General features: G+C 70.1%; 22 protein-coding genes and 1 pseudogene. 13 read left to right on the forward strand and 10 right to left on the reverse strand.

What is annotated here, in order from left to right:
• Positions 1-20 precede the first annotated feature (20 nt).
• Positions 21-1,517: a cellulase family glycosylhydrolase gene (locus tag ACGFSH_RS32340; protein ID WP_393354772.1), complete on the forward strand. Its 1,497-nt coding sequence runs from the start codon at positions 21-23 to the stop codon at positions 1,515-1,517.
• 638 nt (positions 1,518-2,155) lie between these two features.
• On the opposite strand, the pseudogene ACGFSH_RS32345 reads toward ACGFSH_RS32340, so the two are convergent.
• Positions 2,156-2,377: pseudogene (locus ACGFSH_RS32345) on the reverse strand (IS5/IS1182 family transposase); the annotation flags it as partial.
• Between the two features lie 68 nt (positions 2,378-2,445).
• Complete coding sequence (locus ACGFSH_RS32350) at positions 2,446-3,045, reverse strand: TetR/AcrR family transcriptional regulator (protein WP_393354904.1); 600 nt, start codon at positions 3,043-3,045, stop codon at positions 2,446-2,448.
• Positions 3,046-3,100: 55 nt separating this feature from the next.
• On the opposite strand from ACGFSH_RS32350, the gene ACGFSH_RS32355 reads away from it, so the two are divergent.
• Complete coding sequence (locus ACGFSH_RS32355) at positions 3,101-3,565, forward strand: SRPBCC family protein (RefSeq protein WP_393354774.1); 465 nt, start codon at positions 3,101-3,103, stop codon at positions 3,563-3,565.
• Between the two features lie 296 nt (positions 3,566-3,861).
• Here the strand turns inward: ACGFSH_RS32355 and ACGFSH_RS32360 are convergent, their stop codons facing one another.
• Positions 3,862-5,151: an FAD-dependent monooxygenase gene (locus ACGFSH_RS32360; RefSeq protein ID WP_393354776.1), complete on the reverse strand. Its 1,290-nt coding sequence runs from the start codon at positions 5,149-5,151 to the stop codon at positions 3,862-3,864.
• A gap of 608 nt (positions 5,152-5,759) precedes the next feature.
• On the opposite strand from ACGFSH_RS32360, the gene ACGFSH_RS32365 reads away from it, so the two are divergent.
• Both ACGFSH_RS32365 and ACGFSH_RS32370 read left to right on the forward strand, forming a co-directional pair.
• On the forward strand, positions 5,760-6,356 hold the full coding sequence (locus ACGFSH_RS32365; RefSeq protein WP_393354778.1) for an SRPBCC family protein: 597 nt from the start codon (positions 5,760-5,762) through the stop codon (positions 6,354-6,356).
• Positions 6,357-6,392: 36 nt separating this feature from the next.
• Complete coding sequence (locus ACGFSH_RS32370) at positions 6,393-8,705, forward strand: FdhF/YdeP family oxidoreductase (protein WP_393354780.1); 2,313 nt, start codon at positions 6,393-6,395, stop codon at positions 8,703-8,705.
• A gap of 244 nt (positions 8,706-8,949) precedes the next feature.
• Here ACGFSH_RS32370 and ACGFSH_RS32375 read toward each other — a convergent pair whose 3' ends face one another.
• Positions 8,950-9,480, reverse strand: coding sequence for a GNAT family N-acetyltransferase (locus ACGFSH_RS32375; protein WP_393354782.1), 531 nt, complete (start codon positions 9,478-9,480; stop codon positions 8,950-8,952).
• Positions 9,481-9,795: 315 nt separating this feature from the next.
• On the opposite strand from ACGFSH_RS32375, the gene ACGFSH_RS32380 reads away from it, so the two are divergent.
• The 4 genes from ACGFSH_RS32380 (at position 9,796) to ACGFSH_RS32395 (ending at position 13,506) form a co-directional block, all read left to right on the forward strand.
• Positions 9,796-10,302, forward strand: a complete 507-nt coding sequence (locus tag ACGFSH_RS32380) for a SigE family RNA polymerase sigma factor (protein ID WP_393354784.1) — start codon at positions 9,796-9,798, stop codon at positions 10,300-10,302.
• An 11-nt stretch (positions 10,303-10,313) separates the two neighbouring features.
• Complete coding sequence (locus ACGFSH_RS32385) at positions 10,314-10,844, forward strand: hypothetical protein (protein WP_393354786.1); 531 nt, start codon at positions 10,314-10,316, stop codon at positions 10,842-10,844.
• A gap of 110 nt (positions 10,845-10,954) precedes the next feature.
• A complete protein-coding gene (locus ACGFSH_RS32390; RefSeq protein WP_393354788.1) occupies positions 10,955-12,190 on the forward strand; it encodes a glycosyltransferase in 1,236 nt (411 codons plus the stop codon).
• Entirely contained in the window at positions 12,187-13,506 is a 1,320-nt protein-coding gene (locus tag ACGFSH_RS32395) for a hypothetical protein (protein ID WP_393354790.1), read from the forward strand. The genes ACGFSH_RS32390 and ACGFSH_RS32395 overlap by 4 nt, the downstream gene beginning before the upstream one ends.
• A gap of 35 nt (positions 13,507-13,541) precedes the next feature.
• Here the strand turns inward: ACGFSH_RS32395 and ACGFSH_RS32400 are convergent, their stop codons facing one another.
• On the reverse strand, positions 13,542-13,880 hold the full coding sequence (locus ACGFSH_RS32400; protein ID WP_393354792.1) for a thioredoxin family protein: 339 nt from the start codon (positions 13,878-13,880) through the stop codon (positions 13,542-13,544).
• An 89-nt stretch (positions 13,881-13,969) separates the two neighbouring features.
• Positions 13,970-14,410, reverse strand: coding sequence for a hypothetical protein (locus ACGFSH_RS32405; protein WP_393354794.1), 441 nt, complete (start codon positions 14,408-14,410; stop codon positions 13,970-13,972).
• Between the two features lie 136 nt (positions 14,411-14,546).
• On the opposite strand from ACGFSH_RS32405, the gene ACGFSH_RS32410 reads away from it, so the two are divergent.
• Positions 14,547-15,215 (forward strand): Type 1 glutamine amidotransferase-like domain-containing protein, encoded by a 669-nt coding sequence (locus ACGFSH_RS32410; RefSeq protein WP_393354796.1) that lies wholly within the window; start codon positions 14,547-14,549, stop codon positions 15,213-15,215.
• Positions 15,216-15,849: 634 nt separating this feature from the next.
• Positions 15,850-16,815, forward strand: a complete 966-nt coding sequence (locus ACGFSH_RS32415) for a hypothetical protein (RefSeq protein ID WP_393354798.1) — start codon at positions 15,850-15,852, stop codon at positions 16,813-16,815.
• A 44-nt stretch (positions 16,816-16,859) separates the two neighbouring features.
• Here ACGFSH_RS32415 and ACGFSH_RS32420 read toward each other — a convergent pair whose 3' ends face one another.
• Positions 16,860-17,750: a neutral zinc metallopeptidase gene (locus tag ACGFSH_RS32420; RefSeq protein ID WP_393354800.1), complete on the reverse strand. Its 891-nt coding sequence runs from the start codon at positions 17,748-17,750 to the stop codon at positions 16,860-16,862.
• 461 nt (positions 17,751-18,211) lie between these two features.
• On the reverse strand, positions 18,212-19,270 hold the full coding sequence (locus ACGFSH_RS32425) for a hypothetical protein (protein ID WP_393354802.1): 1,059 nt from the start codon (positions 19,268-19,270) through the stop codon (positions 18,212-18,214).
• A 217-nt stretch (positions 19,271-19,487) separates the two neighbouring features.
• On the opposite strand from ACGFSH_RS32425, the gene ACGFSH_RS32430 reads away from it, so the two are divergent.
• Positions 19,488-20,057 (forward strand): MepB family protein, encoded by a 570-nt coding sequence (locus tag ACGFSH_RS32430; RefSeq protein ID WP_393354804.1) that lies wholly within the window; start codon positions 19,488-19,490, stop codon positions 20,055-20,057.
• Positions 20,058-20,126: 69 nt separating this feature from the next.
• Here the strand turns inward: ACGFSH_RS32430 and ACGFSH_RS32435 are convergent, their stop codons facing one another.
• Positions 20,127-21,095 (reverse strand): hypothetical protein, encoded by a 969-nt coding sequence (locus ACGFSH_RS32435; RefSeq protein ID WP_393354806.1) that lies wholly within the window; start codon positions 21,093-21,095, stop codon positions 20,127-20,129.
• A 99-nt stretch (positions 21,096-21,194) separates the two neighbouring features.
• Between ACGFSH_RS32435 and ACGFSH_RS32440 the strand changes: the two genes are divergently transcribed.
• Together ACGFSH_RS32440 and ACGFSH_RS32445 are read left to right on the forward strand one after the other, a co-directional pair.
• Complete coding sequence (locus ACGFSH_RS32440) at positions 21,195-21,851, forward strand: TetR/AcrR family transcriptional regulator (RefSeq protein WP_393354808.1); 657 nt, start codon at positions 21,195-21,197, stop codon at positions 21,849-21,851.
• 1,676 nt (positions 21,852-23,527) lie between these two features.
• Complete coding sequence (locus tag ACGFSH_RS32445; RefSeq protein ID WP_393354810.1) at positions 23,528-23,920, forward strand: hypothetical protein; 393 nt, start codon at positions 23,528-23,530, stop codon at positions 23,918-23,920.
• Between the two features lie 196 nt (positions 23,921-24,116).
• On the opposite strand, the gene ACGFSH_RS32450 is transcribed toward ACGFSH_RS32445, so the two are convergent.
• Positions 24,117-25,673, reverse strand: coding sequence for an alpha-L-arabinofuranosidase B (locus ACGFSH_RS32450; protein ID WP_393354812.1), 1,557 nt, complete (start codon positions 25,671-25,673; stop codon positions 24,117-24,119).
• Between the last annotated feature and the right edge of the window lie 162 nt (positions 25,674-25,835).

The raw sequence follows: 25,835 nt of genomic DNA on the forward strand, positions 1-25,835 counted from the left end.
TTACACAACAAGGAGATCAGGTGAAACGTCGTCACACCTTGATAGCCACCGGCGCCGCCGGTGCACTGATCCTGGGTGGCCTTGCCGTCGCCACCCTGCCCGCATCGGCAACCGCCACCGGCTGCTCGGTCACCTACAAGGTGCAGAGCCAATGGCCGGGAGGGTTCACCGCGGACCTGGCCATCACCAATCTCGGCTCCCCCGTGCGAGGGTGGACCGCGACGTTCGACTTCCCGGACTCCGACCAGAAGGTCACCAACGGCTGGAGTGCCACCTGGGCACAGTCCGCAACCCACGTGTCCGCCACCAACCTCGACTGGAACGGGACGCTGGACACGGGCGGGTCGGCGTCCATCGGGTTCAACGGTGCGTGGAAGGGCGCCAATCCGCAACCCGCATCGGTTGCGCTCAACGGCGTGACCTGTACCGGCACGGTGACATCCCCGACTCCCAGCCCCACCACCACTGCCACCGGCGGTCCCAGCGGTCCGGCCCCGGAGCTGAAGCTTTCCGGCAACAAGATCGTCACCGCGAGCGGCAGACCGTACCGGCTGCTGGGCGTGGACCGCTCCAGCGGTGAATACGCTTGTGTTCAAGGCAAGGGGCTGTGGGACGGCGGCCCGGTCGACCAGGCTTCCGTCGACGCGATGAAGACGTGGAACATCCACGCGGTACGTGTGCCGTTGAACGAAGAATGCTGGCTCGGCCTCAACGGCTCGCCCCAGGGGGCCGCCTACCAGCAAGGCGTCGAAGATTACGTCGACCTGCTGGTCGCCAATGGCATCACCCCGATCCTCGACCTGCACTGGACGCGGGGCGCCTATACCAATGGGCCGGACTGGCACTGCAAGGACGCCACCGCGACCTGCCAGAAACCCATGCCGGACGCGCAGTACGCCCCCCGGTTCTGGACCGGTGTCGCCAACGCCTTCAAGGGCAATGACGCCGTCGTCCTCGATCTGTTCAACGAGCCGTACCCTGAGATCGCCGCCGACTGGGACAAGACCGTCGGCTGGCAGTGCTGGCGCGACGGCGGCGCCTGCACGGGCCTCCCGTACGAGACGGCCGGCATGCAGGACCTGGTCGACGCGGTCCGGGCCACCGGCGCGACCAACGTCCTCATGCTGGGTGGCCTTGAGTGGGCCAACGACATGCGCGAGTGGCTGACGCACATGCCGAACGACCCGTTGAACAACATCGCCGCGTCATGGCATGCGTACAGCTTCAACGCCTGTGCGACGGTGTCCTGCTGGGACAGCCAAGTCGCGCCGCTCGCCCAGCACGTGCCGGTCGTCATCGGAGAGTTCGGCCAGGACAACTGCGGCTTCGACTACATGCAGCAGTTGGCGGACTGGGCCGACGCGCACACCATGAGTTACCTCGCGTGGACCTGGAACCCCTGGGGCTGCAGCAGTGGCGGCGTGCTCATCAAGGACTGGGCGGGCACCCCGGAACCCGGCGTCGGAGAGGGGCTGAAGAGCCACCTGATCAGCCAAGACCCCTACTCGACCCCATAACGGAGTACCCAGGTTCCCGCCAGGGTCGTCGACGGCGCACCGGCCGGTGCGGAGATCGCGCTGGTCGGTGTCCGCCTGCGCCCCGTCACGGTCGGCCCCGGGGTCGTGATGGGCGGGGAGCTGGACACGTACGGGCCGTTCGGCGGCAGCCCGGGTGAGCACCGCCGGAGGTTCATGGTCGGCCCCGTGGTCGCTCCACCACGGCAGTCCGGCCCGGCCGTTGAACGGCACCCGGGCGGGTGATGTTCTTTCACGTACGCGGGCGTAGTCCTGGTACGGCGGGCGGCCCGCAGGAGGTGCGAAAGCGCGGTCAGTCCTGCGGGGGGGATGCGGACGGCGATCCCCCCGCACCACGCAATCCGCCTCCCCACCGCCGACCCGCCCTCCAGGCCACCTGACGCAGCACTCGGCGGAGCAGATCACGCGTCTCGTCCAGCCGCAGTAACTCGGGGAAGACCATGACGCTCCAGCCTGCCGCGCGGAGCGACGCCCCGCACAGCCATGCCGGACGATTCGGGGACCCGCCCCGACCGCACCGTATCCACGTCCCGGGTCAGCACCACGAGCGCTGCTGCGCCCACCGTCAGCACGAAGGCCCCTTGCAACGGCTCACACGACGAGCCGAGTTGCCGGTCGGTGATGAGGCAGCAGGCGAGTTTGCAGAACGCTTCGTGGATGTCGGCTCGCCGTTCCTCTCGGATGCGCAGTCGTCGCAAGCCGTGCAGCCACGCAATACTTCGCTCGCTTATCGAGCGGTAGGCACCCGGCCCGGTGCCGTGCAGAGTGCGGCAGCGGGCGAGCGCGGGCACGATGCCGCGGACCCGGAGGCGGCAGATGTCGTGGTCGTAGCCGCGGCCGGCAAAGAGCGAATCCTGCTTGCGGATGGTGTCACGCCTTGCCCAACCGCTTGGCCCGATCGACGATTTCGTCACTCCGAGCCGTAGTACAGCCGGAGGAACTCCTCCATCGCCGCGTCAACGCCGACACGGTCACCGGTGGCGAGCAGGTCGAGCAACAGACCGCGGACAGTGGCGAGTCCCAGCCTGGCGCGGTTCCGGGCCGCGGCGGGATCCGCCCCTGCTCCGACCTCGGCGGCCACGAGCGGCTCCAGCCAGTCCGCCACAAGCCCTTCCAGGGCCGGGACGGCCTCGGGGCGGCCCCGCAACGCGTGCCCGAAGATTTCGAAGAAGAGCCGCTCCTGACCGGCCAGCTGAGGGTCCGCCAGCTGCTGCCATAGCAGCCGCGCGACGTCGGCGGGTGAGAGACCGGGCTCCAGACGGAGTCGGGACAGCAGATCGCGCTGGCGTCGCTCCGACGCACGGACGACCTCGACGAGCAACTGTTCCTTGGAGCCGAAGTAGTGGATCAGCATGCGGTGACTGATGCCGATCGCAGCGCCCAGGCGGCGCAGGCTCAGGTCCGTGATGCCGTGTGCCGCGACGTGGTCGACAGCCGCGTCGACCAGTTGCGCGCGCCGGACCTCGTACTTGCCTTGCCTGGCCTCGCTCTCGGGGTGCGAGCCCTCCATGTTCGCCACAACATGAGTGTACCGATTGGTACATGCTGGATGTACCGTGTGGTACATGAAGTCTGTCACCGTGTCGATCGACGTACCTCAGACACCCGAGCAGGTCTACGGCTTCCTCGATGTCATGGCTCACCATGAGCGGTTCACCAACCACTACCTGACCAACTGGCGCTTCAGCGGCCCCAGCCGCGGCATCGGATCGTGCGCAACGGTCACCGCCTCGTTAGGCGGCACGAGGACCGATGTCACCATCGAGGTCGTCGAGGCCCACGTGCCGCGGCGCATCGTCGAACGCAACGTCAGCGCGGCCGGCCGGCGCCTGGCCCACGGCACCTACAGCATCGAACCGCTGCGAACCGGAGGGAGCCACGTCTCGTTCACGTACACCTGGGTCCAAGCCCCGCTCGTCGAACGGCTGTTGGCCCCTGTCGTACGGACCACGATGCGGCGTGCCAACCACACGGTCATGCGACGCCTGGCCACCGAGTTGACTCGCCATGTCTCCCCCGCCGACTCCTGACACCGGTACGCCGCTCTCCTGCCCGACCCAGGACCCGACTCCCACGGTGTGGCCCTGCCCAGGCACTCAGGCGGGACGCGCGGATGTCCGGCGCGAGCCCTCTCGGCTTCCTCCCGGCAGCACACCGCGACCTGCGCATACCTCGACCCGTGAGCGTTCGACGACCGGCTCCCGCCACGTTCGCAGCCTTCGGCGACCGCCATGACGATCCCAGGTTGTACCCCGATCATGCCGGCTTTCCGCGTCGCCACCGCCTCATCGGAACATGGCCTGGCAGCCGAACGCACCCTGAACACCTACGGCCTGGCTGACGAGGTGATCGGCGGTCCGGCCGGGGCTGCGCAGTCCGGCGCCCCCGCGTAGTCGGGCAGCTCGATGCCGTTGATCGCGCGCCCGACCAGCTCGGTGAACCATTCGCCGGCGAAATCGGGGCGCGGCTCGGCGTCTGGCCCTGGGACGTCGCGGCTGCGGGCGTTCAATCGGCCGATCTCCTGGTTGGCCTCGACGAACGAGCGCATCCGCGCCTCGTAGCGGGCGAACCCGGTGTCGGGGTCCCACTGGGCGGCGGCCAGCTCTCCGGCCAGCAGGTAGGCGCCGACCAGTGCCAGCCCGGTGCCCTGCCCGGACATCGGCGAGGAGCTGAACGCCGCGTCCCCGAGCAGCCCCACCCGCCCTGTCGACCAGCGGTCCATCACCACCTGGGCGACCGGGTCGAGGTAGAAGTCCGGGGTGTCGTCCAGGTGCGCGAGGATGTCCGGGGTCAGCCATCCCAGGCCCGCCATCCGCTCACGCAGCAGGCGCTTTTGAGCCCCGACGTCACGGTAGTCGACGTCGAAGTCGGCCGAGGCGAAGTAGAACATGGCCATCGCCCGGGTGGCGTCCTGGATGGGTCGCAGGAGGGCTGAGCGCCCGGACTCCTGGTCCTGGTACTCGAGCAGCCAGCGGTCCAGCCCGAACTCGTTGGGCACACTGTAGAAAGCCAGCACGTGCCCGAGGCGGCGGAGGAACCGCTCATGCGGCCCGAAGACCATCGCCCGCAGCTCCGAGTGCACCCCGTCGGCCCCCACCACCAGGTCGAAGCGCCGCCGGTCGCCGCCGGCGAAGACCACGTCGACCCCGTCCGCGTCCTGGACGAGCCCGGCGATTCGGTCCCCGAAGATGTACTCGACGCCGTCGCGGGTGTCGTCGTAGAGCACCTGGGACAGGTCCCCGCGCAGGATCTCGATGTCCGCGATGAACCCGTCGCCACCGTTGTCGTCGGCGCGGAAGGTCTCCAGCACCTGCCCGTCCGCGTCCACGGTGTGCGCGCCGGCGGTGTCGGTGCACGCCGCGCGGACCACCGCGTCCAGCCCCATACGCCCGATGACCTCCTTGGCGACCCCGCGCGCGTCCACCGCCTGCCCGCCGGGACGCAGCTCGGAAGCCCGCTCCACCACGGTCACCTCGGCCCCGCGCCGGCGCAGCCAGTGGGCCAGCGCGGGACCCGCGATGCTCGCCCCCGCCACCAACACCCTGGGTCCCCTCACCCGCGTCCCCTGCTCACCCGTCCGGACCGTGCGCTCCTGCTCGGATTCGTTGACGCCCATCGCTGCCTCCACGTGCTTCCTCCCGCGCTGAAACGTACCCAGCACGGGCCCACCGCCGGCGGTGGATACAGGACGTGGACTGCGGATCCGCACAGAACTCATCGGTGCGGCCGAAAACGCGTCCCACGCTCCCGCAAACGCTCTTCACGTTGGGCTCAGCGGGCCAGGCGCACGACATCTGCCCGGCATGCCGCCATCGGCCACGGCTTGGCGATGACCGGACGCTGATCGGCTCCGGGGGGACTGTGCGCGGTGCAGGCCGTGCCGAAGCCGCGGCCGCGCAGTCCGAGGACCGGCGACCGGTGCCGTGGCCGGGCCTGCGGTCAGGGTGTGTCGCCGGAGTAGTAGCGGCGGCAGCTCACACCCGGGCCGGGCCGGCGGGGTCGCCGAGGTGCGGTGAGTGGCGGGTGGCCGGGGTCAGGGGTGAAGCTGGAGGTGGCCGCCGGGTGCCGGAAGAAGCCCGGTGGACATGCCTTCGGGCCCATGCACAGGGTCGGGGGTGCGGTCGGGGACTCGAAACCCGGGATCGGGGAACCGGAAGTGGTGCCCTGAACCATCAGGGGAGGCCCGGCGTCCGGATGCCCGGCCTTCTCACCGGAAGAAGGACCATGATGGCGCAAGAAGAGGACGACGGGCGCACCGGCGGCGACGGCTTCATGCGCCGCCGTCCGCTGCGCGAGCGGCACGTCGAGGAGACGGTCGAGGTCGCGGTGCCGGTCCGTACGGCCTACAACCAGTGGACGCAGTTCAAGACGTTTCCGCGCTTCTCGGCTGTGGTGCGCGACGTCGAGCAGGTCAGGCCCACCGTCACCGCGTGGACCATCGGCTACGGCCCGGTGCGCCATCGTTTCCCGGTCGAGATCGTGGAACAGGACCCCGACGCCTACCTCGCCTGGCGGGGCCTCGAGCAGCATCCCACCCATGAGGGCGAGATCGAGTTCCGGCCCACGGAGTCCGGGGGCACCGCGATCACCGTCCGGCTGCTCCTGCGGCCGCACGGCGCCGTGAAGGTCCTCGCCCGCTCCCCCAGGGTCACGGAGCTGGCCGCCCGGCTGGTGCGCGGAGAACTCGTCGGCTTCAAGCACTTCATCGAAGGGCTCGGCCAGGAGGGCGGCGCCTGGCGCGGCACCATCCGCAACGGCCGTGTCCAGCACGACACCCCGGAACCGCCCAGGAGCCGTGTCGCCCAGTGGCCCGTCGGCTGACCTGCCCGCCCGACACGGCAAGAGAAAGGCCAAGCGATGCAGAACCCGCCCGCTGAGGAGCCGGAGACCTCCCTCTCCGTGACACCGCCGAAGAAGTGGGCGGCCGGGGTCCCCGCTGTCGTGCACGCCCTGGAGTACTCCCTGGAGCAGACCTCCCCGCGCAAGACCGGGGTCGACCTGCTCACCATGAACCAGGTGGGCGGGATCGACTGCCCCGGCTGCGCTTGGGCGGACCCCGCCCCGGGCCAACGCCACCGCAACGAGTACTGCGAGAACGGCGCCAAGCACATCAACGACGAGGCCACCACGCGCCGGATCACCGCCGACTTCTTCCGCGAGCACAGCGTGTCCGACCTGGCCGCCCGTTCCGACATGTGGCTCAACCAGCAGGGCCGGCTCACCGAGCCGATGATCAAACGGCCCGGATCGGACCACTACGAGCCCATCGGCTGGAACGACGCCCTGGGCGTTCTCGCGCAGGAACTCAAAGGGCTGGACTCGCCCGACGAGGCGGTCTTCTACACCTCCGGCCGGGCCAGCAACGAAGCCGCCTTCGTCTTCCAGCTCTTCGCCCGCGCCCTGGGCACCAACAACCTGCCCGACTGCAGCAACATGTGCCACGAGTCCAGCGGCTTCGCCCTGAACGAGACCCTCGGCGTAGGCAAGGGCACCGTGAGCCTGGACGACCTCCACCACGCGGAGCTGATCTTCCTGGTGGGGCAGAATCCCGGCAGCAACCACCCACGCCAGCTCTCCGCCCTGGAGGAGGCCAAGCGCAACGGCGGCCGCATCGTGGCGGTCAACCCGCTGCCGGAGGCGGGGCTGCGCCGCTTCAAGAACCCCCAGAAGCCGCGCGGAATCGTGGGGCGGGGCACCCAGATCGCCGACCGCTTCCTGCACATCAAGCCCGGCGGGGACCTCGCCCTGTTCCAGGCACTGAACCGGCTGCTGCTGGAGGCGGAGGACGCCCGCCCCGGCGCCGTCCTGGACCACGACTTCATCGACGCCCACACCTCGGGCTTCGAGGAGTTCGCCCGGCACGCCCGCACCGTCGACTGGGACGACGTCCGCGCGGCAACGGGACTGACCCGCGAGGAGATCGAGAAGGTCCGCGATGAGGTCCTGGCCAGCGAACGCGTCGTCGTGTGCTGGGCGATGGGCATCACCCAGCACAAGCACGGCGTGCCCACCATCCGGGAGATCGTCAACTTCCTGATGCTGCGCGGCAACCTGGGACGTGCCGGCACGGGCGTCTGCCCGGTGCGCGGCCACAGCAACGTCCAGGGCGACCGCACCATGGGCATCTGGGAGCAGATGCCGGACAGCTTCCTGGACGCCCTGCGAGAGGAGTTCGGCTTCGACCCGCCACGCCCGCACGGCCTGGACTCGGTGAACTCGATCAAGGCGATGCTGGAGGGCCGCGTCAAGGTCTTCCTCGCCCTGGCCGGGAACTTCGTGCGCGCAGCGCCCGACAGCGCGGTCACCGAGAAGGCGATGCGTACGTGCCGGCTGACCGCCCACATCTCCACCAAGCTCAACCGCTCGCACACCGTCTGCGGCGACACCGCCCTCATCCTGCCGACGCTGGGGCGCACCGAGCGTGACATCCAGGCCGACGGCGAGCAGTTCGTCACCGTCGAGAACTCCATGAGCGAGGTGCACACCTCCCGGGGACGGATCGAACCGGCCTCGCGCATGCTGCTCAGCGAGGTCGCCATCCTGTGCCGGCTCGCCCGGCTCAGCGTCGACGGCACGGGGGACATCCCCTGGGCGAAGTTCGAGGGTGACTACGACACCATCCGCGACAGCATCTCCCGGATCGTGCCCGGGTTCCACGACTTCAACGCCCGGGTGACCCGGCCGGGAGGCTTCCAGCTGCCCAACCCGGTCAACGAGGGCGTGTTCCGGACCGAGACCGGCAAGGCACGCTTCACCTGCAACGAGCCGGTGATCCCGCTGGCCCCTACGGGGCACCTGCTCCTGCAGACCGTGCGCTCGCACGACCAGTGGAACACCGTCCCGTACACCAACAACGACCGCTACCGGGGCATCCACGGCAGCCGTCACGTCGTCCTGGTCAACCCGGCCGACCTGTCCGCGCTCGGCCTCGCCCAGGGCGACCGGGTGGACCTGGTGAGCGTCTGGGAGGACGGCACCGAGCGCCGGGCCGAGAACTTCGAGGTCGTGTCCTACCCGGCGGCCAAGGGGTCGGCCGCCGCCTATTACCCGGAGACGAATGTCCTCGTGCCGCTCGACAGCGTCGCCGACATGAGCAACCAGCCCACCTCCAAGGGCATCGTCGTCCGCCTGGAACCCACGGGCGACCGGTCCCGGCCGGCACCAGCCTGACCGAGACCACGGCCGGGGCCGGCGACGACGTCGTGCCCCGGCGGGGCCCGCGCACGGGTGCCTGGATCGCTGATCAGATGCACCACGGCCTCGGCCTCGACACCACCCGCCCGCCTCCGTCGGCGCAGTACTACGGAATGAGGACCACTCGTAGCGCTACGCAAGGCTGCCACGGCGCAGAAGACGCCAGACGACGCCCGCGCAGCGCCTCTCGGGCCACGAGCCCGGAACGGAGAACGGCCTCTCAGAGTGTGATCCAGTAGCGGCGCTTGACCCCGGTCGCAGTGCTGCGCACGTCCTCGAGGACGCCGCCGTTGCGTTCGATGGTGCGCGCCGAGCCGACATTGCCGTCGTCACAGGTGAGGAGGACCCGGTCCAGGCCGAGCGAGGGCGCTTTGAGCAGGACGGTCCCCAGCGCCCAAGAGGCCAGTCCGCGCCTTCTGGCAGAGGGCCGGACGCTGTATCCGATGTGCCCGCCGCCTTCCAGGAGGAGGGCGTTCAGGTAGTGCCGAAGGTCGATGGCCCCGAGGTAGGTCTCACCGTCGACGATCCACCAGTGCGTGGCGTGCACGCGTCCTTCGCCGACGGGCAGCGACCGGTCGGCTTGCTGTCGCAGGCGCTGGACCCATGAGGCGAACCCGTCCGGGCTGTCGAGGTCGTCGTCACCGGCCAGGCGCAGGCCTGCCCCGTCCTGGTGAGCACCGTGCTGCCACTCCGCACGAGCCGCGAGCCATGAGGCGTGCAACCGGCCTGTGCGAGCGATCAGTTCAGCCATGCGAGGGACGATAACACCCGCATCCGGTGCGTGATCGGGCACTTGCTTCGGACCAAGGACTCCGTCCCTGGGAGGGGGTGCGGGGCGGGTCGGATCGGGGGCGGGGCCGTAGGGCGGCGCGGCCTGCCCGGCCCGCCCGCCCGCCGGGCTCACCGTCGCTCATGCGGCTGTCGTCTCCTTGGGCCTCGGCCTCCTGACGGTCACACGCCCCCCGGACGTGATGTGACCTGGATCATGCGGCACGGGTGCAGCGTCGCGTGGGGGCCAGCGTCTTTTTCCAGGTGTAGGGGGATGGCCGGAACGAGGACGGTGGGGATGGAGCAGAGTCGAGCCGATGCGTTCGACGGGTTCGTGGCAGCCCGCTGGTCGGCGTTGTTCCACCTGGCCCGTCTGCTCGTGGGAGGTGATCGGCACCGGGCCGAGGACCTGCTGCAGGAAGCCCTGGTCAAGCTCTGGTTCGTCTGGCCGCGCATCGCGGAGGAGGCTCCGGAGGCGTATGTGCGCAAGGTGCTGGCCCGGGCGGCGGCTCGGTCGGCGCGTCGGCGGTGGTGGGGCGAGCGCCCGGTCGAGGAACTGCCCGATGTGACGGAGGTGGGCGACGTGTCCGCCGCCGTGGCCGAACGCACGCGGCTGGAGGCCGCGTTGGCCCAGTTGCCGCCGCGGCAACGGGCCGCGGTGGTACTGCGCTACTACCAGGACTTGCCCGAGAGGCAGGTCGCGGAAGCACTGGGATGCCCGGTGGGCACCGCCCGGTCCCACGCGTCTCGCGGCGTGGCCCGGCTGCGCCGGATCCTCGGCGATGTCATCGAACCGGTCGGATGAAGGGGAGGGCCATGGACCATTTCGAGCGGGAGCTGGCGCGGATGATGCGCGACTCCCATGAGCACAGCCCCTTCGAACCCGAGCAGCGCACGAGCCTGCGGACCCGGGTGCGGGCCCGACGCCGCGCACGCGCGGTGCAGAGGGCCGTCGGTTCGGTGCTGGCCGTGGCCGGACTCGGCCTCGGCTTCTTCCTGCTGCCCCGCGACTCCTCCGAGACCAGACCGCAGGCCCCCCTCCCCCGGCCTGCGGTCGGCCCGACGTCCCCGCACGCGACTCCGGCGCCGACACCGGACGCGTCGCCGAGCACGCTCCCCACCGCCGGGCCCACCGGACCCGCCGGAGGGACCGCCGCCACGTCCACGGCCGGGGCCACGACGAGCAGTTCGTTCACACCGTCGAACGCGACCGGCACCGAGTCCGGCGCCCCGTCACCCTCCAGCACAGGCACGGCGAACGCCTCGGCCACCACGCCGGCGGCCCCGACGACGACTCCTCCGACGATGGGCGCTTCGTCCCACGGCAGCTCCGCGGACTCCGGATAGGCGCGGCAGCGCCGACTTCCCACCGTCCGGCAGTGGCACCCGTCTCTTACGTCCCACTGCCGTGCGTGACCTCAGCCTGTCTTGCGACAGCACACGAAAGCGGATGAACAGTGACAGAACTGGCGAACCCTCTCCCCCTGCGGACACCGTTGCCGGTGCACCATCGCGAGCCCGTCCTGGACGTGGTCGTGCCGGTGTTCAACGAGGAGAGGGATCTGGAGCCGAGCGTCCGGCGGCTTCATGCTCACCTGTGTGCGACCTTTCCGTACGCGTTCCGGATCACCGTCGCGGACAACGCCAGTGCCGACGCGACCCCTTCGATCGCGACTCGGCTGGCCGCGGAGCTGCCCGAGGTGCAGTGGATACGGCTGGACGAGAAGGGGCGCGGCCGGGCGTTGCACGCCGCCTGGTCCGGTTCACGAGCGCCGGTGCTCGCCTACCTGGACGTCGACCTGTCCACCGATCTGACGGCGCTGCTGCCACTGGTCGCGCCGCTGATCTCCGGGCACTCCGACATCGCCATCGGCACGCGCCTGGCCCGCGGCTCGCGCGTGGTGCGCGGCCCCAAGCGCGAGATCATCTCCCGCTGTTACAACGCCCTGTTGCGCTCCACTCTCGCCGTTGGATTCTCCGACGCGCAGTGCGGCTTCAAAGCGGTGCGGCGGGATGTGGCCGAACGGTTGCTGCCCCTGGTGAAGGACTCGCAATGGTTCTTCGACACCGAACTGCTGGTGATAGCCGAGCGGGCCGGGCTGCGGATCCACGAGGTACCGGTCGACTGGGTGGACGATCCTGACAGCCGGGTGGACCTGGTGGCCACGGCCCTGGCAGACCTGCGGGGCATCGCGAGGCTCGGCCGCGATCTGGCCCGTGGCACCCTGCCGACAGTGGGGCTTCGCCGCGGCGCCGCCGACCAGGTGCGCGGGGGGCTGGCCGGCCAGTTGCTGCGCTTCGCCGCCGTGGGCGCCGTGAGCACGATGGGCTACGTGCTGCTGTACAGCGCGCTGCGCCCGGTCTGCGGGTCCCAGGGCTCCAATGCACTGGCGCTGCTCGCCTGTGCTCTGGCCAACACCGCCGCGAACAGGCGGCTCACCTTCGGGCTGCGCGGCCGCGACGGCGCCCTGCGCCACCAGGCCAAAGGCCTCCTGGTCTTCGTGATCGGCCTCGTCCTGACCAGCGGATCGCTTGCGGCACTACAGCATGCGACGCCTCGGGCCTCGCACGGCACGGAGGTCGGCGTCCTCGTCACCGCCGGCCTCGCCGCGACCCTCCTGCGCTTCCTGCTCCTGCGGGCCTGGGTGTTCCCCACCGCTCGCCACCGTGGGACGGGGGACCTCGCCGCATGAACCACCCGACGACGCTGGGCACCCCTCCCGGCTCAGGCGCAGAAGCGGGCGCACACGCAGACGCCGCCGACGCCGATGCGGACGCCGAAGCACGCGAAGTCCGCCACCGCGTTCCCGACGCGGACCGCCGCTCACACCTGTACCGTGCGGTCAGTCGCTACATCCCGGTACTGGCGCTGTACGGCGGGCTGAAGCTCATCGGTTTCTCCGTCTTCATGTACCTGCTGGACTCCGCCGGGGACTTCCGGCACAAACACCCGCGCTTCGGCGGAGGCGCACACCCCTGGGACGTCCTGGCCAGCTGGGACGGCTGGTGGTACCAGCAGGTCGCCGCGCACGGCTACACCCCCGCGCTGATCCCGGATCCCAACGGCACGGACCTGATCACCCTCAAGGGAAACTCGGCGGCCTTCTTCCCTCTGTACCCGGCCGCGATGCGGCTGGTCTCCGACTGCACGGGGCTCGGTCTGTACGGCTCCGGGATGCTCGTCTCGGTCCTCGCGTCGTTCGTCGCCGCCCTCGGCATCCACGCCGTCACCGCCCGGTTCGGCGGCGGGCGGGCCGGGCTGGCCGCGGCCGGGCTGTGGGCCGTGTGGCCGGGTTCCGGCACGGAATGGGCGGGCTACTCGGAGTCCCTCTATGTCGCCCTCGCCGTCTGGGCCTGTCACTGCGTGATGAGCGACCGCTGGCTCACCGCCGGCGTCCTCACCTTCGCCGCCGGCCTGGGCCGCCCCACCGCCGTCGCCCTCATCGCCGCGCTCACCGTCGCCGGGCTGCTGACGCTCCGTCGCCGCAGGGAGGATGTCGCCCGACCTTGGACCGCGATCCTCGTCGCGCCACTCGGGCTCATCGGCTACCTGCTGTGGGTCGGCAACCGAATGGGCGATCTCAGAGGTTACTTCACCTTGCAGAAAGGCGCGTGGGCCCACACCTTCGACTTCGGTGAGCAGACGCTCGACGTCTTCGCCTCTCTCGCCGTCGGCCGGACCGACTACCTCTTCGCCTGCCCCGTCGAGGACATGATCGGCGCGATGACCGTGCTTCTCGGTCTGCTCCTGATACCCCTTCTGATCCGGCTGCGGCCGCCGGCCGTCCTGACCGTGTACACGATCCTGACCTTTGTCCTGGTCCTGGGCAGTCAGCAGATCTTCGGCAACGTCTCCCGCTATCTGCTCCCCGCCTTCCCCCTGTTCATCCCGCCGGCCGTCAAGCTGCGCGGACTCGGTCTGCCCACGCTGAGTGCGCTGCTCGCCGTCACGGCGGTCGCGTCGGGCTCGTACGCCGGGTATGCGCTCTTCGAGCTGGGGGTGCCGTAGAAGCCGCGGCCCCCGGCGGCTCCGACGGGGACCGTTCAGAGGTGGCCGTCGAGGGTCTCCCGGACCGCGGCGTCGGTCATCGGACCCGCGCCGCGCGCCACCGCCTCGCCCTCCTTCAGCAGGACGTAGGACGGGGCGCCGGTGATCCCGTACCGCTCCGTCGCAGCCGGGCAGCGTGTGATGTCCGTGCGGACGGCCGTCAGACGGCTCCTGTAGTCGTGGGCGACGGCCTCTACGACGCGGTCCATCTCCCGGCAGGGCTCGATCGCCTTGGGCCATGTCCCCGTGAAGTACGCGAGGACCGGCACGTCGCTCATCCGCAGGATGAAAGCGAACTCCGCGTCCTCACGGGCCTGGTGGACCCGATGCGCCATGGAAGGCTCCTGACCTCGCGTTCCGTCGTACGTCGAACGTCGTTCCGTCCCCACCATCCCTGGGCGGGCCGCCGCCACCGGAATCCCGCTCAGCGACGGCCGGTGGACAGGACGACGAGGAACTGGCCCCCGCCCGCCTGTACCTCGGCGGTCACCGGCAGCCCCGGGACCAGTCGGGAGAACCGGTCCACCAGCCAGTCCGCCGCGTCCTGAGCGTCCTGTCCGGTCGGGCAACGGCCCACCGTCTCGCGGCCTCCCTTGCGCTCCAGCCTCGCGGCGACGGTGATCAGCGACGCGGGTTCGACCACGTACAGGTGGTCCGGCCAGGCGATGACCGCCTTGACCGCACCCTTGCGGGTGTTGCAGCCGCGGTGGGCGAGCCGCTCGGCCACCTTCGCCTTACGGTCGGCGGTCCGGCTGTCCACGCTGGGCCCTCGCGGATCGTTCACGGACTTCTCGGGGTCGACCGGCTCGTCGCACACCCAGCACCGCCAGCCGTCGCGCTCGCCCACATCATCAAGGAGACTCATCCGAGCAAGCTATCCTGCCGGGCCGTCTCCCCGCGCACCGAGCCCCGTCGACCAGGCGAGCCGTCGTGTGCCGCAGGGCCGGGGCAGCCCGAGACGGTTCATTGCGCGCGCCCACCGGCCGTGCTTGGCTCGCCCGATGAACCTTTTGCTGACGGCGAGCGGTCTGCGCAACGAGACACAGCGGGAAGCACTGCGGGACATGCTGGGAAAGCCGTTCGGATCGGCGAACGTCGTGTACGTCCCCACGGCGTCGGTCGCCGAGCCCGGAGACCACGGCTGGTTCGTCGCGAACATGAACCGGCTGCACGGCCTCGGCTGGCGGGAGTTCGACGTCCTGGAACTGAACGGTCTCCCCCGGCAGATGGTCGTCGACCGGCTGTTGCACGCCGACGTCGTCCACGTCGAGGGCGGCAACCACTACCACCTCGCGCGCAGCATCACCGGCAACGGTCTGGCCGACGGCTTCCTGGAAGCGCTGCGGGAGCGGGTCTACGTGGGGGTCAGCGCCGGATCGATGATCTTCAGCCGTCATCTCACCACGCACTCCGCCGACGTCATCGGGGACAGTGCGGACCTTCATGCGCTGGGCGCGACGACCGTGGAGCCGCCGTTCGGTCTCTTCGACTGGTATCTCAAGCCCCATCTGTACTCGCCGGACTTCCCCGAGCGGGACGACGCCTGGGCCGATCGCATCGTTGCCCAGTCGGATTTCCCGATCTACTTCATCGACGACGACACCGCCGTCCGCGTCGGCGGCGGCAAGGTGGACGTCGTCTCCGAAGGCCGGTGGCGCTTCCATCCGTGACTCGGTGCGTGCACCGCTCCGCTCCCCTCCCCTCCCGTAGCTCGCCTGCCCGGTCACGGCCTCTGTCCGTCGTGGCCCCGATCTGCCTCCCGAGGCGCATCGCGGGCCAGGGCCGCCCACGGGTCGCCGTCGGACCGGCCGGGGCCGGTACTACGGCAGGTACACCCTGGTACAGCGCCGGATTCCGGCCCTCATCGGTCACCCTGAGTCGTCCCCGCACACGCCCGCTCCCTCCGGCCTCCGGCCTCCGGTGACGATGGTGCATCCGAGATGCCCCTTTCCGGTGAACAGGTGACAAGGGTTCGGGACACGTTCCCGTTCGAGTGCCCGCCGCACGAGGGATACGGGTTGCGCGGCACTCCCGGGTCCCACGCGGCGGCGTCGGGGCCCGGTCCGCATGACAGGCGTCCGTCCGCGGCCGATCCCGGGCCCGGATGGTCCCGCAGGCGGCCGCCGAGCGGCGATCCAGGGGCGGGACGACCGGGCCTCCGGCGTTTCCGGTCGCGCGTCGCCGCAAGCGATCCGGTCGATCCTCCCGCAGGATGGTGCCGGCGGCGCGGCACCACGAGTCCGTGAGGCCGGCCCTTCCGTGCGGCGGGACGACGACCCCCGCCCTTCTGCGAGGGAGCACCTCATGGCAGCGATGACGGAGGAACTCGTACCGGTGCTGGAGCACGTCCGCCAGGCACACGCGGCGCTCCTCGACCGGCTCGGGACGGACGCGCTCGTCACTCCCCCGGGTCGACATCGCCAGACGCTGGAACGCCAGGCCGCCCAGATCCACATCGGCCTCGAGCGCCTCCACCGCCTGGAACGCTCCCTGCACCCGCGTGGCCTGCTGGAGTCCGCCGTCGGTGCGACGCTGTTGGTCTCGCGCGGCGCCCTGCGCACGGCGATGCTGCCGCTGACCATCGGATCGGTGGTCGTCCGGGGACTGCTCCCCGGTGGGGGCCCGGTCGATCCGCGACACCTGCTGAGGAACACCGAGGACGAGTACGCGGCCGTCGCGCGGGCCTTGGCGGCAAGCCGGGCCGGAGAGGTGCTCGCCGACCAGCTGGACGACCGTCGCACCGCTGACCTGCTCGGCTCGCTCCGCATCCAGGACGAGGAACTGTTGCGGGAACTGGACGGCCTTCTCACCGAGCACGCTCGCGACGTCGCGCGGAACGTCGCCGAGCGCGGCATCCGGGAGGCCCGGGACACCGGCGAGGACGCGGGCCGTCAGCGGCCCGAGCCAGGGCCCATGGCCGAGGAGGTCCTGGGCGCGGTCAGGCGGCAGGAAGACCTGCCGATTCCCGGATTCGGCAGCCTCACCGCGGCACAGGTCGAGGCACGGCTGACGGTGCTCTCCCAGCTCGAGCTGACCGTGGTCGAGGGCTACGAGCGTGCGCACGCCCGGCGCAAGGAGGTCCTGAACGCCATCGAGCGGTTGCGGTCGCCTGAGCCGTGGACCGGATACGACGCCCTGGACGCGGCCGGGGTCACCGCGAGCCTGCGGGACGCACCCCCTGAAACGGCCCGCCGGGTGCTGGAGTACGAGCAGCTCCACCGGCGACGCCAGGAGGTGGTCGCCGCGGCGGCGGAGCGCGCCTGCGCCTGAGCGGGGAACGCCAGATCCAGCACAGCAGACCGACACAGCCACGCTCAGCGGAAGGTGTCGCACCGGGCCATGTCCCCGGTGCGGTAACCCAGGCCGAACCACTGCTGCCGCTGCTCGGACGAGCCGTGGGTCCAGGTGTCGGGGGTCACCCGCCCCTGGAACTCCTCCTGGATACGGTCGTCGCCGACAGCCGCGGCCGCGTCCAGACCGTCGCGGATGTCCGCGGCGGTGAGGCTGGTGATCAGCGGCCTGCCGGTGGACTCGTCCTTGACCGTCGTCGCGTGGTGCGCCCAGACGCCCGCATAACAGTCGGCCTGCAGTTCCGTCTTGACCGAGGCGCTGTCGGCACCGGTCAGCCCGTTGTGGGACTTGCCCAGTGTCCCCTGGAGGTCCTGGACATGGTGCCCGTATTCGTGCGCCACCACATAGGCTTGCGCGAAGGGCCCGCCGCTCGCTCCGAACTTCGACCGCAGATCGTCGAAGAAGCCGAGGTCGAGGTAGACCGTCTTGTCGCCGGGGCAGTAGAAGGGCCCCACCTCGGACGTGGCGTTGCCGCACGCAGTGTTCACCTGGCGGCTGAACAGCACCGTCCGCGCCTTCGTGTAGGCCACCTGGCCGCTGCGCCCCAACGCCTGTGTCCAGTAGTCCTGGACGCTGTTGACCACGGCCACGATGCGGCAGTCGTCCTTGGTGTTGGCGTCCCGTCCGGTGCGGCACGCCTGCTCGGTCCGGGCGAGCGAGGACGAGGCCGGGGGCGGCTGGTCGCCGGAGGTGAGGCCCAACTGGTCGGGGCCGATACCCAGCACGAGTCCCACGACCAGTACGACGAGGCCGACGATTCCGCCGCCGATGGTCGCACCGCCACCAGGGATCCGACTGCCGCGCACGTCCTGCACCTCGGAGGTGTCCAGACGGGCGTTGTCGTCGAACTGCATGAGGCGCCGCCTTTGCCGTGAGTCGTCGGGGTCGCTGCTCCTTGTACCCGCTTTCCCGTGCCTGGTGCCCTGCGCGCGGCGGGCGCTGCGCCAAACGATTCCGTCCACTTCGAGGTGCGGCCCGCCGTGCGGGAGCCAGTGCCCGTGCGCCGTGCGGCCCGCCGTACGGGAACCAGTGCCCGCCCGGCTTCACGCGCGCCTCCGCGGCGCGTACGGGACGTCGCCCAAGGAGTACCGCGCGCAGGTACGGACTGGCGCGACCGGGGACACGCCGGCCATGTGAGGACCGTCGGCGTTCTGAACCGTCCGGCCGTTTCACCGACACGTTCACGGTCCGCGCGACGACCACGAACATCTGCTGGAAGGTCGGCAGCAGCCCGTCCGTGCGAACTGCTTCACCCACACCGAGGCCGGACGGCAGATGCTGGAGTGCCGCCCCCGCATGCTGTGGGACGCAGCCGTCAACTGTCGCGGCGTACCCACTGCGCGGCACGGACCGTTCCCTCCTGAATGTCCTGCCGGGGCAACTGGAGGCCGAACGCGTCCTCCAGGGCGTGGAAGTACAGCTCGAACTCGCTGGTGAGTCGGGGGTGATCCAGTTCGGCGCGGCGTATGGCCTGGTTGAGGAAGTCGAGCTGACCGCCTCGGAAGTAGGGTGCGCGGCCGCGGTCGTACCAGATCAGCTCCAGAACGCCCCAGCCGTCGTCGATACGGCAGCCGTCGCGCAGGTAGTCGAAGGTGTAGATGGCCTTCGCGGAGGTGGCGCTCAGGTGCACCGTCTCGGTGACGCCGAGCTGACCGAGAGCATCCTGACCGGGCCCGATGCCAGGCAGCTCGTGGTACATCAGGAACGCCCAGCCGCCGGCCTGCCCGAAACAGCAGGTCTCCCAGACGATGTCCCAGTAGTCGAAAGTCCCGCCGTCCATGCTGCCCAGATCCGCCAGACGGGTCCCGGCGGCGATCTGCGCGGGGTCGGCTCCGTGGAGCAGGGCGATCTGTTCGGCGCTGATGTTCTCGCCGCGGAAGAAGGCGAGGTGGGTGTAGGGGTCCTGCTCGCGCCAGCTGCCGGCGATCCAGGCGAGGCGTTCCAGCGGGTCGCGTACGCACGCCGTCGAGGGCTCTGTACCGTCCACGCCGCCGCTGCGGAATCTGCTGCCCCAGTCGGGGTTGATCCGGTCCAGCAGCTCGGCCTGCCCGGAGACGACATTGGCCACCGCCCCGCGCCCCGGTGACCGGGCCACGATGTGCTCGGCGATCGCGCGGACCGCGTCCTCGGCAGCGAAATACAGCGCTTGGTCCAGGTCCTGAGTGGCGAAGACCTCCCGGTAGGGACCGATGTGGCCGCGCACCGTCCCGTCTTCGTCCAGGACCAGGAAGAGACGACCGTGCGGCTCGCCCATGTACCGCTCGTACTGGTCCGGTGAGGTGCCGATGGGCGGGAGCATCGCTTCGTCGAGCACGTCGGAGCCCGCGGCCACCCGGTCCCAGGCCCGTTTGAGTGTGTACGCCGATATCTGCATGGGCGTCAGTATGCGACCGGGCACTGACACCGTCGGCTGACCCGCGGCGGGGCGACGCCGGCGGCTCGGTCGGCAGTACGTCCGGGGGGCGTCACACGACGATCCTGGATGCCCTGTCTGCGTTCCCGGATGCGCGGTCATGACCCGAGTGCTTCGAGGAGAGCAGCGCCGCTGGTTCGCTCGGCGACCGTTCCCGCCTTCGTGACAGGGTGAACGAATGGCGACGAACCGCGGGCGCTCACCCGATCCTCAACCCACCGGATTCACACCGTGGTCGGACACCGTCCCGGCCCACAGGGATCTCCTCGCGGCGAAAGCGCTCATCTACGACCCCTGCGGGTTCACCTGCTCGCAGCCGGCCTCGGAAACGGAGAGCGCCGCATACGCCGCCCATGCCTTCACCCTTGACGGACTCGCCGTCCGATTCCGCGCAGCCAAAACGACCCCGACCAAGGTCGGTCAGTTCGTCACCGTATGGAAGCGCTCCCCGGGCGGGCCCATCCGGCCTTTCGACTCCACCGACCCCGTCGACCTCTTCGTCGTCAGCACTCGCGACCGTCATCACTTCGGCCAATTCGTCTTTCCCATGGACGCGCTCTGCACGAACGGTGTCGTATCAGCAGACGGCGCCGGTGGTAAGCGAGCCTTCCGCGTCTATCCGACTTGGGTGACGACCACCAACCGCCAAGCCGACGCTGCGCAGGCGTGGCAGCTGGACTACTTCCTGCCCCTGCCCCAGGACCGACCCATCGATTCCGCCCGCGCCCAAGCGCTGTATCACCCCTGAAGGTCGTGCACGCGGGATCGGTAGTGCCGGGCGAACCGTCCCGCCCTGAAATCCTCTGCTTGGCATCTGTCACCTCCGATAGCGTCGGGCCACCGCCGCGAAGGCGGCCTTGGGTTCCCATTCCATGTCGGGGTAGGTCTGGCCCCGGCGCCCTTCGAGCAGTTTGACGATGCCCATGCCGGCCCGGTCCAAGTCGTCTCTGGGGTCGCCGTGCGGGCGGTGCGGGTAGCCGGGCAGGGCGAACAGGAAGACAAATGCGCTGTCCACGCCCTCGGTCTCGAAGATCTCCAACAGTTCGCTCAGATATGCGGCCTGGCCGGACTCGTCTCGCTCGTAAATGCCGTTCAGCCGTACAGGGGCTTTGGTGTGCGGGTCGTACTCGACCACATCGAGCACCCGTCCACCGCGGTCTCCCGCGCCGCTGTAAGCCGCGGTTCCGAACCCGGTGATCGCGAGCGGCTTGGGACCTTGAGCCAGGGTGCGCACCGCGCCCCGGAACTGGTCGGCGACTTCGGCGGAGCGGATGAGCTCGTACGTCACGATGTCGAAGCGGGTCCAGTCGACCTGCTCGAACTGGATGGATGCGTAGGTGAGCCTGCCCTGGAAGCGCTCACGGACCGTGGCCGCGGCGTCGCGGAGGAATGCGTTGATGCGCACGCCGAGCTCGCGCATCATCTCGGCCCGGCGGCCGGGTTGACTCATCAGACGCTCGACCCGCTCTCCGGGGCTCTTTCCGGGCAGGAACCCTATGTTCATCACGCTCAGCTCGACCCCTGCGACGAACACGACCGTGGCTCCCTGCCGCCGGAGCCGTTCCGCTCGCTCGGCACAGTCGCGGAAGAGCGTGAGGATCTGCTCCGGATCCAGCTCCAGCGGGTAGGGCGAGAACCAGACCTCGAGGCCGAGCTCGGCGGCGGCACCGGCGGCCAGCTCCAGCCGGTCCGGATCGCCGCCGATGATCTGGACCGCGTTGCAGTGCAGGTCGTCGCGGATGATGGCGAGTTCACGCCTGACCATCGTGGGGTCGAAGTGCTCCATCGGTCTCAGTGGGGCGAGGCTGGCATGAAACATGCGTGCACGCAAGTTTGCGTGCACGCAATCTTGCTGGCACGCAGTTCTGTGTGGAACGCTGATGCCGTGACGACACCAGCACCAGGGCTGCGGGAGCGAAAGAAGCAGGCCACTCGTGAGGCACTGCGCGAGGCCGCCTTGCGCCTGGCCATGGAGCGCGGCGCCGACCAAGTGCGGGTCGAGGACATCGCCGAGGCCGCCGGAGTCTCGCCGCGCACGTACAACAACTACTTCGCCAGCCGTGAGCAGGCGATCGTCTCCGCTGTCACCGCAGACAGGGAGGCGCGGGTCGCGGCGGCGGTCGCGGCCCAGCCCGCCGCGGTTCGCCTGGCCGACGCCGTCACCGAAGCGGTGGTCGAGCAGTACACGAATGCCGACGAGCGCGAGCACAAGGCGTTCCTGCTGATCACCACCCAGACCGCGCTGCGTGATGCGTTCCTCGACACCACCGTCGGCATCGAGCCTCCTCTCACGGCGGCGCTAACCGAACGTCTGGGTGTCGCCGAAGCACACGCAGCCCGCGTCCTCGCGGCGAGCGTGGCCGCCGCGGTTCGCATCGCACTGGACGACTGGCTCCGACCAGCCGGGAACGCAGGAGCCGGGGCGAGTTCCGTCGCGGGAGAACTCGTCGTGCCCTCCGGCTCATTGCCCGACCAGCTCCGTGCGGCGCTGTCCCCGCTCGCACCCGCCTTCGATGCCGCCGAGCGCCGCATCCAGCCGTGAAACCAGCCTCCCGGCTCCCGGCTCCCGGTTCGGTTCAAAGGAACGTCGGAAGACGGTCGCGGCGCCGACGTCGCGGCGACGTCGAACTTGTCGCGGACGCAGCCGACGACGGATCCGCCGCCCATCCGGGCTTCGCGCGCGTCGTCGAAGCTGATCCGCTGCGCGACTTGAACGGCGTCGACCAGGCCCCCCTCGCTTCAACGCCAGGACGGTCAGTCGGTCGTGTTGCAGTCCGGCTGACACGAGCCGACTACGGGCATTCTGACCGGCGGAGATCCCCCCTCTCGCGGGCCGGACGGTGGTCAGCCGCGGTCGCGGGCAGCGCCGCCACGGAGACGAGGGCACCGGGCGCCGGGACGGCGGCAGCGAGGACGGTGGCAGCGAGGCGACGGGCGGCGCCGGAAGCAGAAGCGGACAAGGAGTCCCCGAGCGGTGCGGGCACCCATCTCCACGAACGGACCCTCCGAAGCAGTGGCATCGGGAGCGTTGTGCGGGCGGCGGCCTGACCAGTCGCACACACACCTCACCCGCCGCACGCCGCACGCCGAAAAGAGAACGAGCTTGTGTGAACAGTTCCCCGAATCTCTGCGGCTGCCGCCTGCAACGACGATGCATTCGGTGAATGCGCAACGCTGACGAGGCGCCAGCCTCTGGACACGCTGCATCTGGCCGAGCCCCGACTGCCCCAAGCTCCCCACCCCATCAGACCCCACACCACCCCAACATCGTCTGATCATCACCCGGAAGTGAATAGCGACCCCGCATAAACCCCAGCGCTGGGCGCCACGTGCGACCGCATCTCGTCGCGCTGCGGGCCGGGGCACAAGGTCGGCGACGTAGGCTCCTGCCTATGGGTGCGTTCTTACCGTTCCTGATCATGATTGCGGTCCTCGCTGCGGTTCTGGGGTTCTTCGTGTGGCTGGCAGCGCGCATTCGTCGCCGGGGCCTCGCCGGCAGCGCCGTGAGCGCGGCGCTGGCGTCGTACGAGGAGGCGTTCCGTGTCACGGCTCATGAATCTCACGTGGAGATCCGAGCTCGAACGGAGCGCAAGGCGCCGATCCTGCTTCCGGGCGATCACTGGGGGCGAAGCCGGGGTGAGGCCGGCTCGGCGGCAGCGAAGGACCGTCGGCCGCTTCGGCCACGTTCTCGCTGGTCGCGACGCGGGCCCGGCCGTTGGGCCGGTCGGCTGACGCGCCGTCGCTGACCGTGTGTGCGCGTGCGGTCGGCACCCCGAGGCGGTCCGCCCGAAAGCTCTGGCCAGCGGCGGAGAGCGCGGTTGCCGGAGCGGCGTCGCGGGTGGTGCCGTAGTCGCGGTCGAAGCGGTTGGCCTCCGGTGCGCATCCGGAGGATGCGACCGGACCCTACGCAGCTGGACGCCGGCCGACCATGACGTTGACGGCCTGCTTCGCCGGGCCCGCAAGCGGGTCTCTCGTGAGGTCAGCACAGACGAGCGACGAGCCTTCCTGCTACCCGACAGAAGGTCTTGATACGACGCGAGCGAACCGGCGTCGTCCAGCCGCAATTCGGCGTTTCGGTCCTCGACGACCGCTCGCCGCTCGTCGAGGGCCCTGAAACCGGACAGATCTTCAAGGACGTGGAAGAGGGGACCGGCGGGGCTGACGCGGGCGGAACGGGGCATCCGCAGAGGAACAGCCCACCCCACCGGGAGCCCACCCGTGACGCGACACCTCGCCCTCGCCCGCGCCTGCCGCACCCTGGCCCTCGCCCAAGTGGCGGTCGCGGCCTGGCTCCTCGCCCACCACGCGTGGCTGCTCGGGATCCTCGTCGTCTGGGCCGCGCCCAGCTTGCTCGCCGCCGACGGCGTCTGCCGGCGCGCACACCACCGCGCGCGGGCCATGGCACGGCGCGCGGCGCAGTTGGGGGCCGGTGAGCAGGTCCCGACGCTCACTCCGTGCTGCCAGTTCTGGAAGCACTCCGACGGACAGGTCCACGGACCGGGCTGTACCCGCCCGCCCCTCCCCCGACGTGACACCTACCGTCTCGACGACGCCGGCCGAGCCGCGTTCGACGAGATCGTCCGCCACTACCACGACCGTAGTACTGCCTGACCGGCCCTCTCCGCGGGTTCCTCGCAAGAACGACGAACTGCGCCGTCAGACTCGGTGAGCAGCGGCCCCACCGGATCGCTTGGTCCGGCGTCGTTGCGTCCTGCGGCGCAACCCGCGGCAACGCTCCCCCGGCCGCGGGCCGCGCCCGGACCCGCGGGCGGCCCCGTCCGGAGGCGCCCACGGGTCCGGTCCCTCGTCAGCTCCAGGGAGACGCGGTGAGCCAGCTGGTGTCCTGGGCCCACGACGTCGTGGAGTCCCAGGCGTTGGTGCCGCCGTTGCCGGCGACGTAGACCGTGTAGTTGTAGTGGCGCAGGTACTTGGTCGGGAAGTTCGCGGACTGGAAGGAGGTGCCGACGCCGCTGTTGCCCGCGGTGGGGCAGAAGGTGGCGTCCTTCGCGAACGCGCTGCCGCCGTCGTCGAAGTTCAGATTGAGCTGGTAGTTGAAGTGGCGCAGGAACTGGCCGGGCTTGTCGACGGACTCGAAGGACAGGCAGGAGGTGTTGGAGAGGCCGGCGCGGACGATCCAGGTGGCGTCGGCCTTGTCGGTGGCCGAGCTGGCGGAGGTGATGTTGGAGATGACCACCTTGGTGTCGGCGTCGTTGTGGCGGAGGTAGTGCGAGGTGCAGCAGGGCGAGGTGGTGGCCTTCAAAGAGATCCTGGAGCCGGGGGTCAGTGACCCGGTGCTGGTCGAGCCGCCGTCGTAGCCTGCGGCGGTGATGTTGGCCTGTACGGCGTTCTCGGTGGCGTCAGAGGGGTAGCCCGAGGTCATGACGCCTTCGTAGAAGGTGCCCTGGGCCCACTTGCTGTTGTCACCTCCGATGCCGAGGATGATCGCGCCTTCCTTGCTCATCGGGTTGTAGCCGCCGGCGGTGGGACGTATTCCGTTGTAGTACGTGGACAGGCCGCCCGACTGGGCATTGCCGCCACGCAGGGCCCACTGGTTCGCGCCGCCCTTGAGCATGGCCGTCAGGAACCGGTTGTCGACGCTCGGGTCACCCGCGTTGAAGCCGCGGTTGACCCCGGAGAACAGGCCGTTCTCCAGATCGGCCATGACCCAGGGGCCGTTGCCGCTGCCCCAGCCCCAGCCCTTGCTGTTGCCGAAGTAGAGGGCCTCCATGTGACCGTTGCCGGTGTCCAGGCTGTTGGTCTCGGCGTTGCCGTAGTCGAAGCAGCAGCCACCGTTGAAGTGCTTGCCGTTGAAGATCGCGTACATGCCCTCGGGCTGGTCGCCGGTGGCGATGCCGTTGGTGTTGTTGTTCCGGTAGCCGGTCCCGGGGGCGATGTAGACGCCGTACGCCTTGTGCCCGCCCACGGTGACCGGCGCCTCGACGGCGTTGGCGAGATTGTCGGGCCCGCCGGCGGCTCCGCCCGCGGGCGCCTGGGTGAGGTTGTTGCCTTTCGGGGACTGGTCGTAGATGACGGTGATGACGCAGGTGGTGTTCGCGCAGAAGGAGTCCTGCGCGGCGGCGTCGGCGACGCCTCCGGCGGCCAGCGGGACGATGTTCTTGGTCGTGTTGTCGGAGGCGCGCCTGACCTGGTACAACGGGCCGGTGTACGCCCCGTACAGGGCGCGCGTGGTGCTGTGCGCGGCGACGCAGGGGGTACCGCCCGCGGCGTAGATGTCGCATGGCCCCTGGGTGGCGGCCTGCGAGGGGGCGGCCGTGGCGGTGAGCAGGCCGGCGGCGAGCGCGGCGGTGGCGCCGGCGGCGAGGACCGCCCGTCTGACGCTGCGTACCCATGGTTGCTTGATCATGAAGAACTCCTTCACGAGGCGGGATATGAGGTGAGGTGCCGACGAACCCGGGTGTCAGGCTCTGCGGACAATGCGGGTCGCGTCGACGCCTCCCGGGCCCGGTGCGGCTTCGGCCGTCTTCGGCACCGGGCCCGGAGGCTGGTTGCTCATCGGAGTCGGACC

Origin of the sequence: Streptomyces sp. NPDC048481 (genome assembly GCF_043200075.1) — a bacterium.
GTDB lineage: Bacteria > Actinomycetota > Actinomycetes > Streptomycetales > Streptomycetaceae > Streptomyces.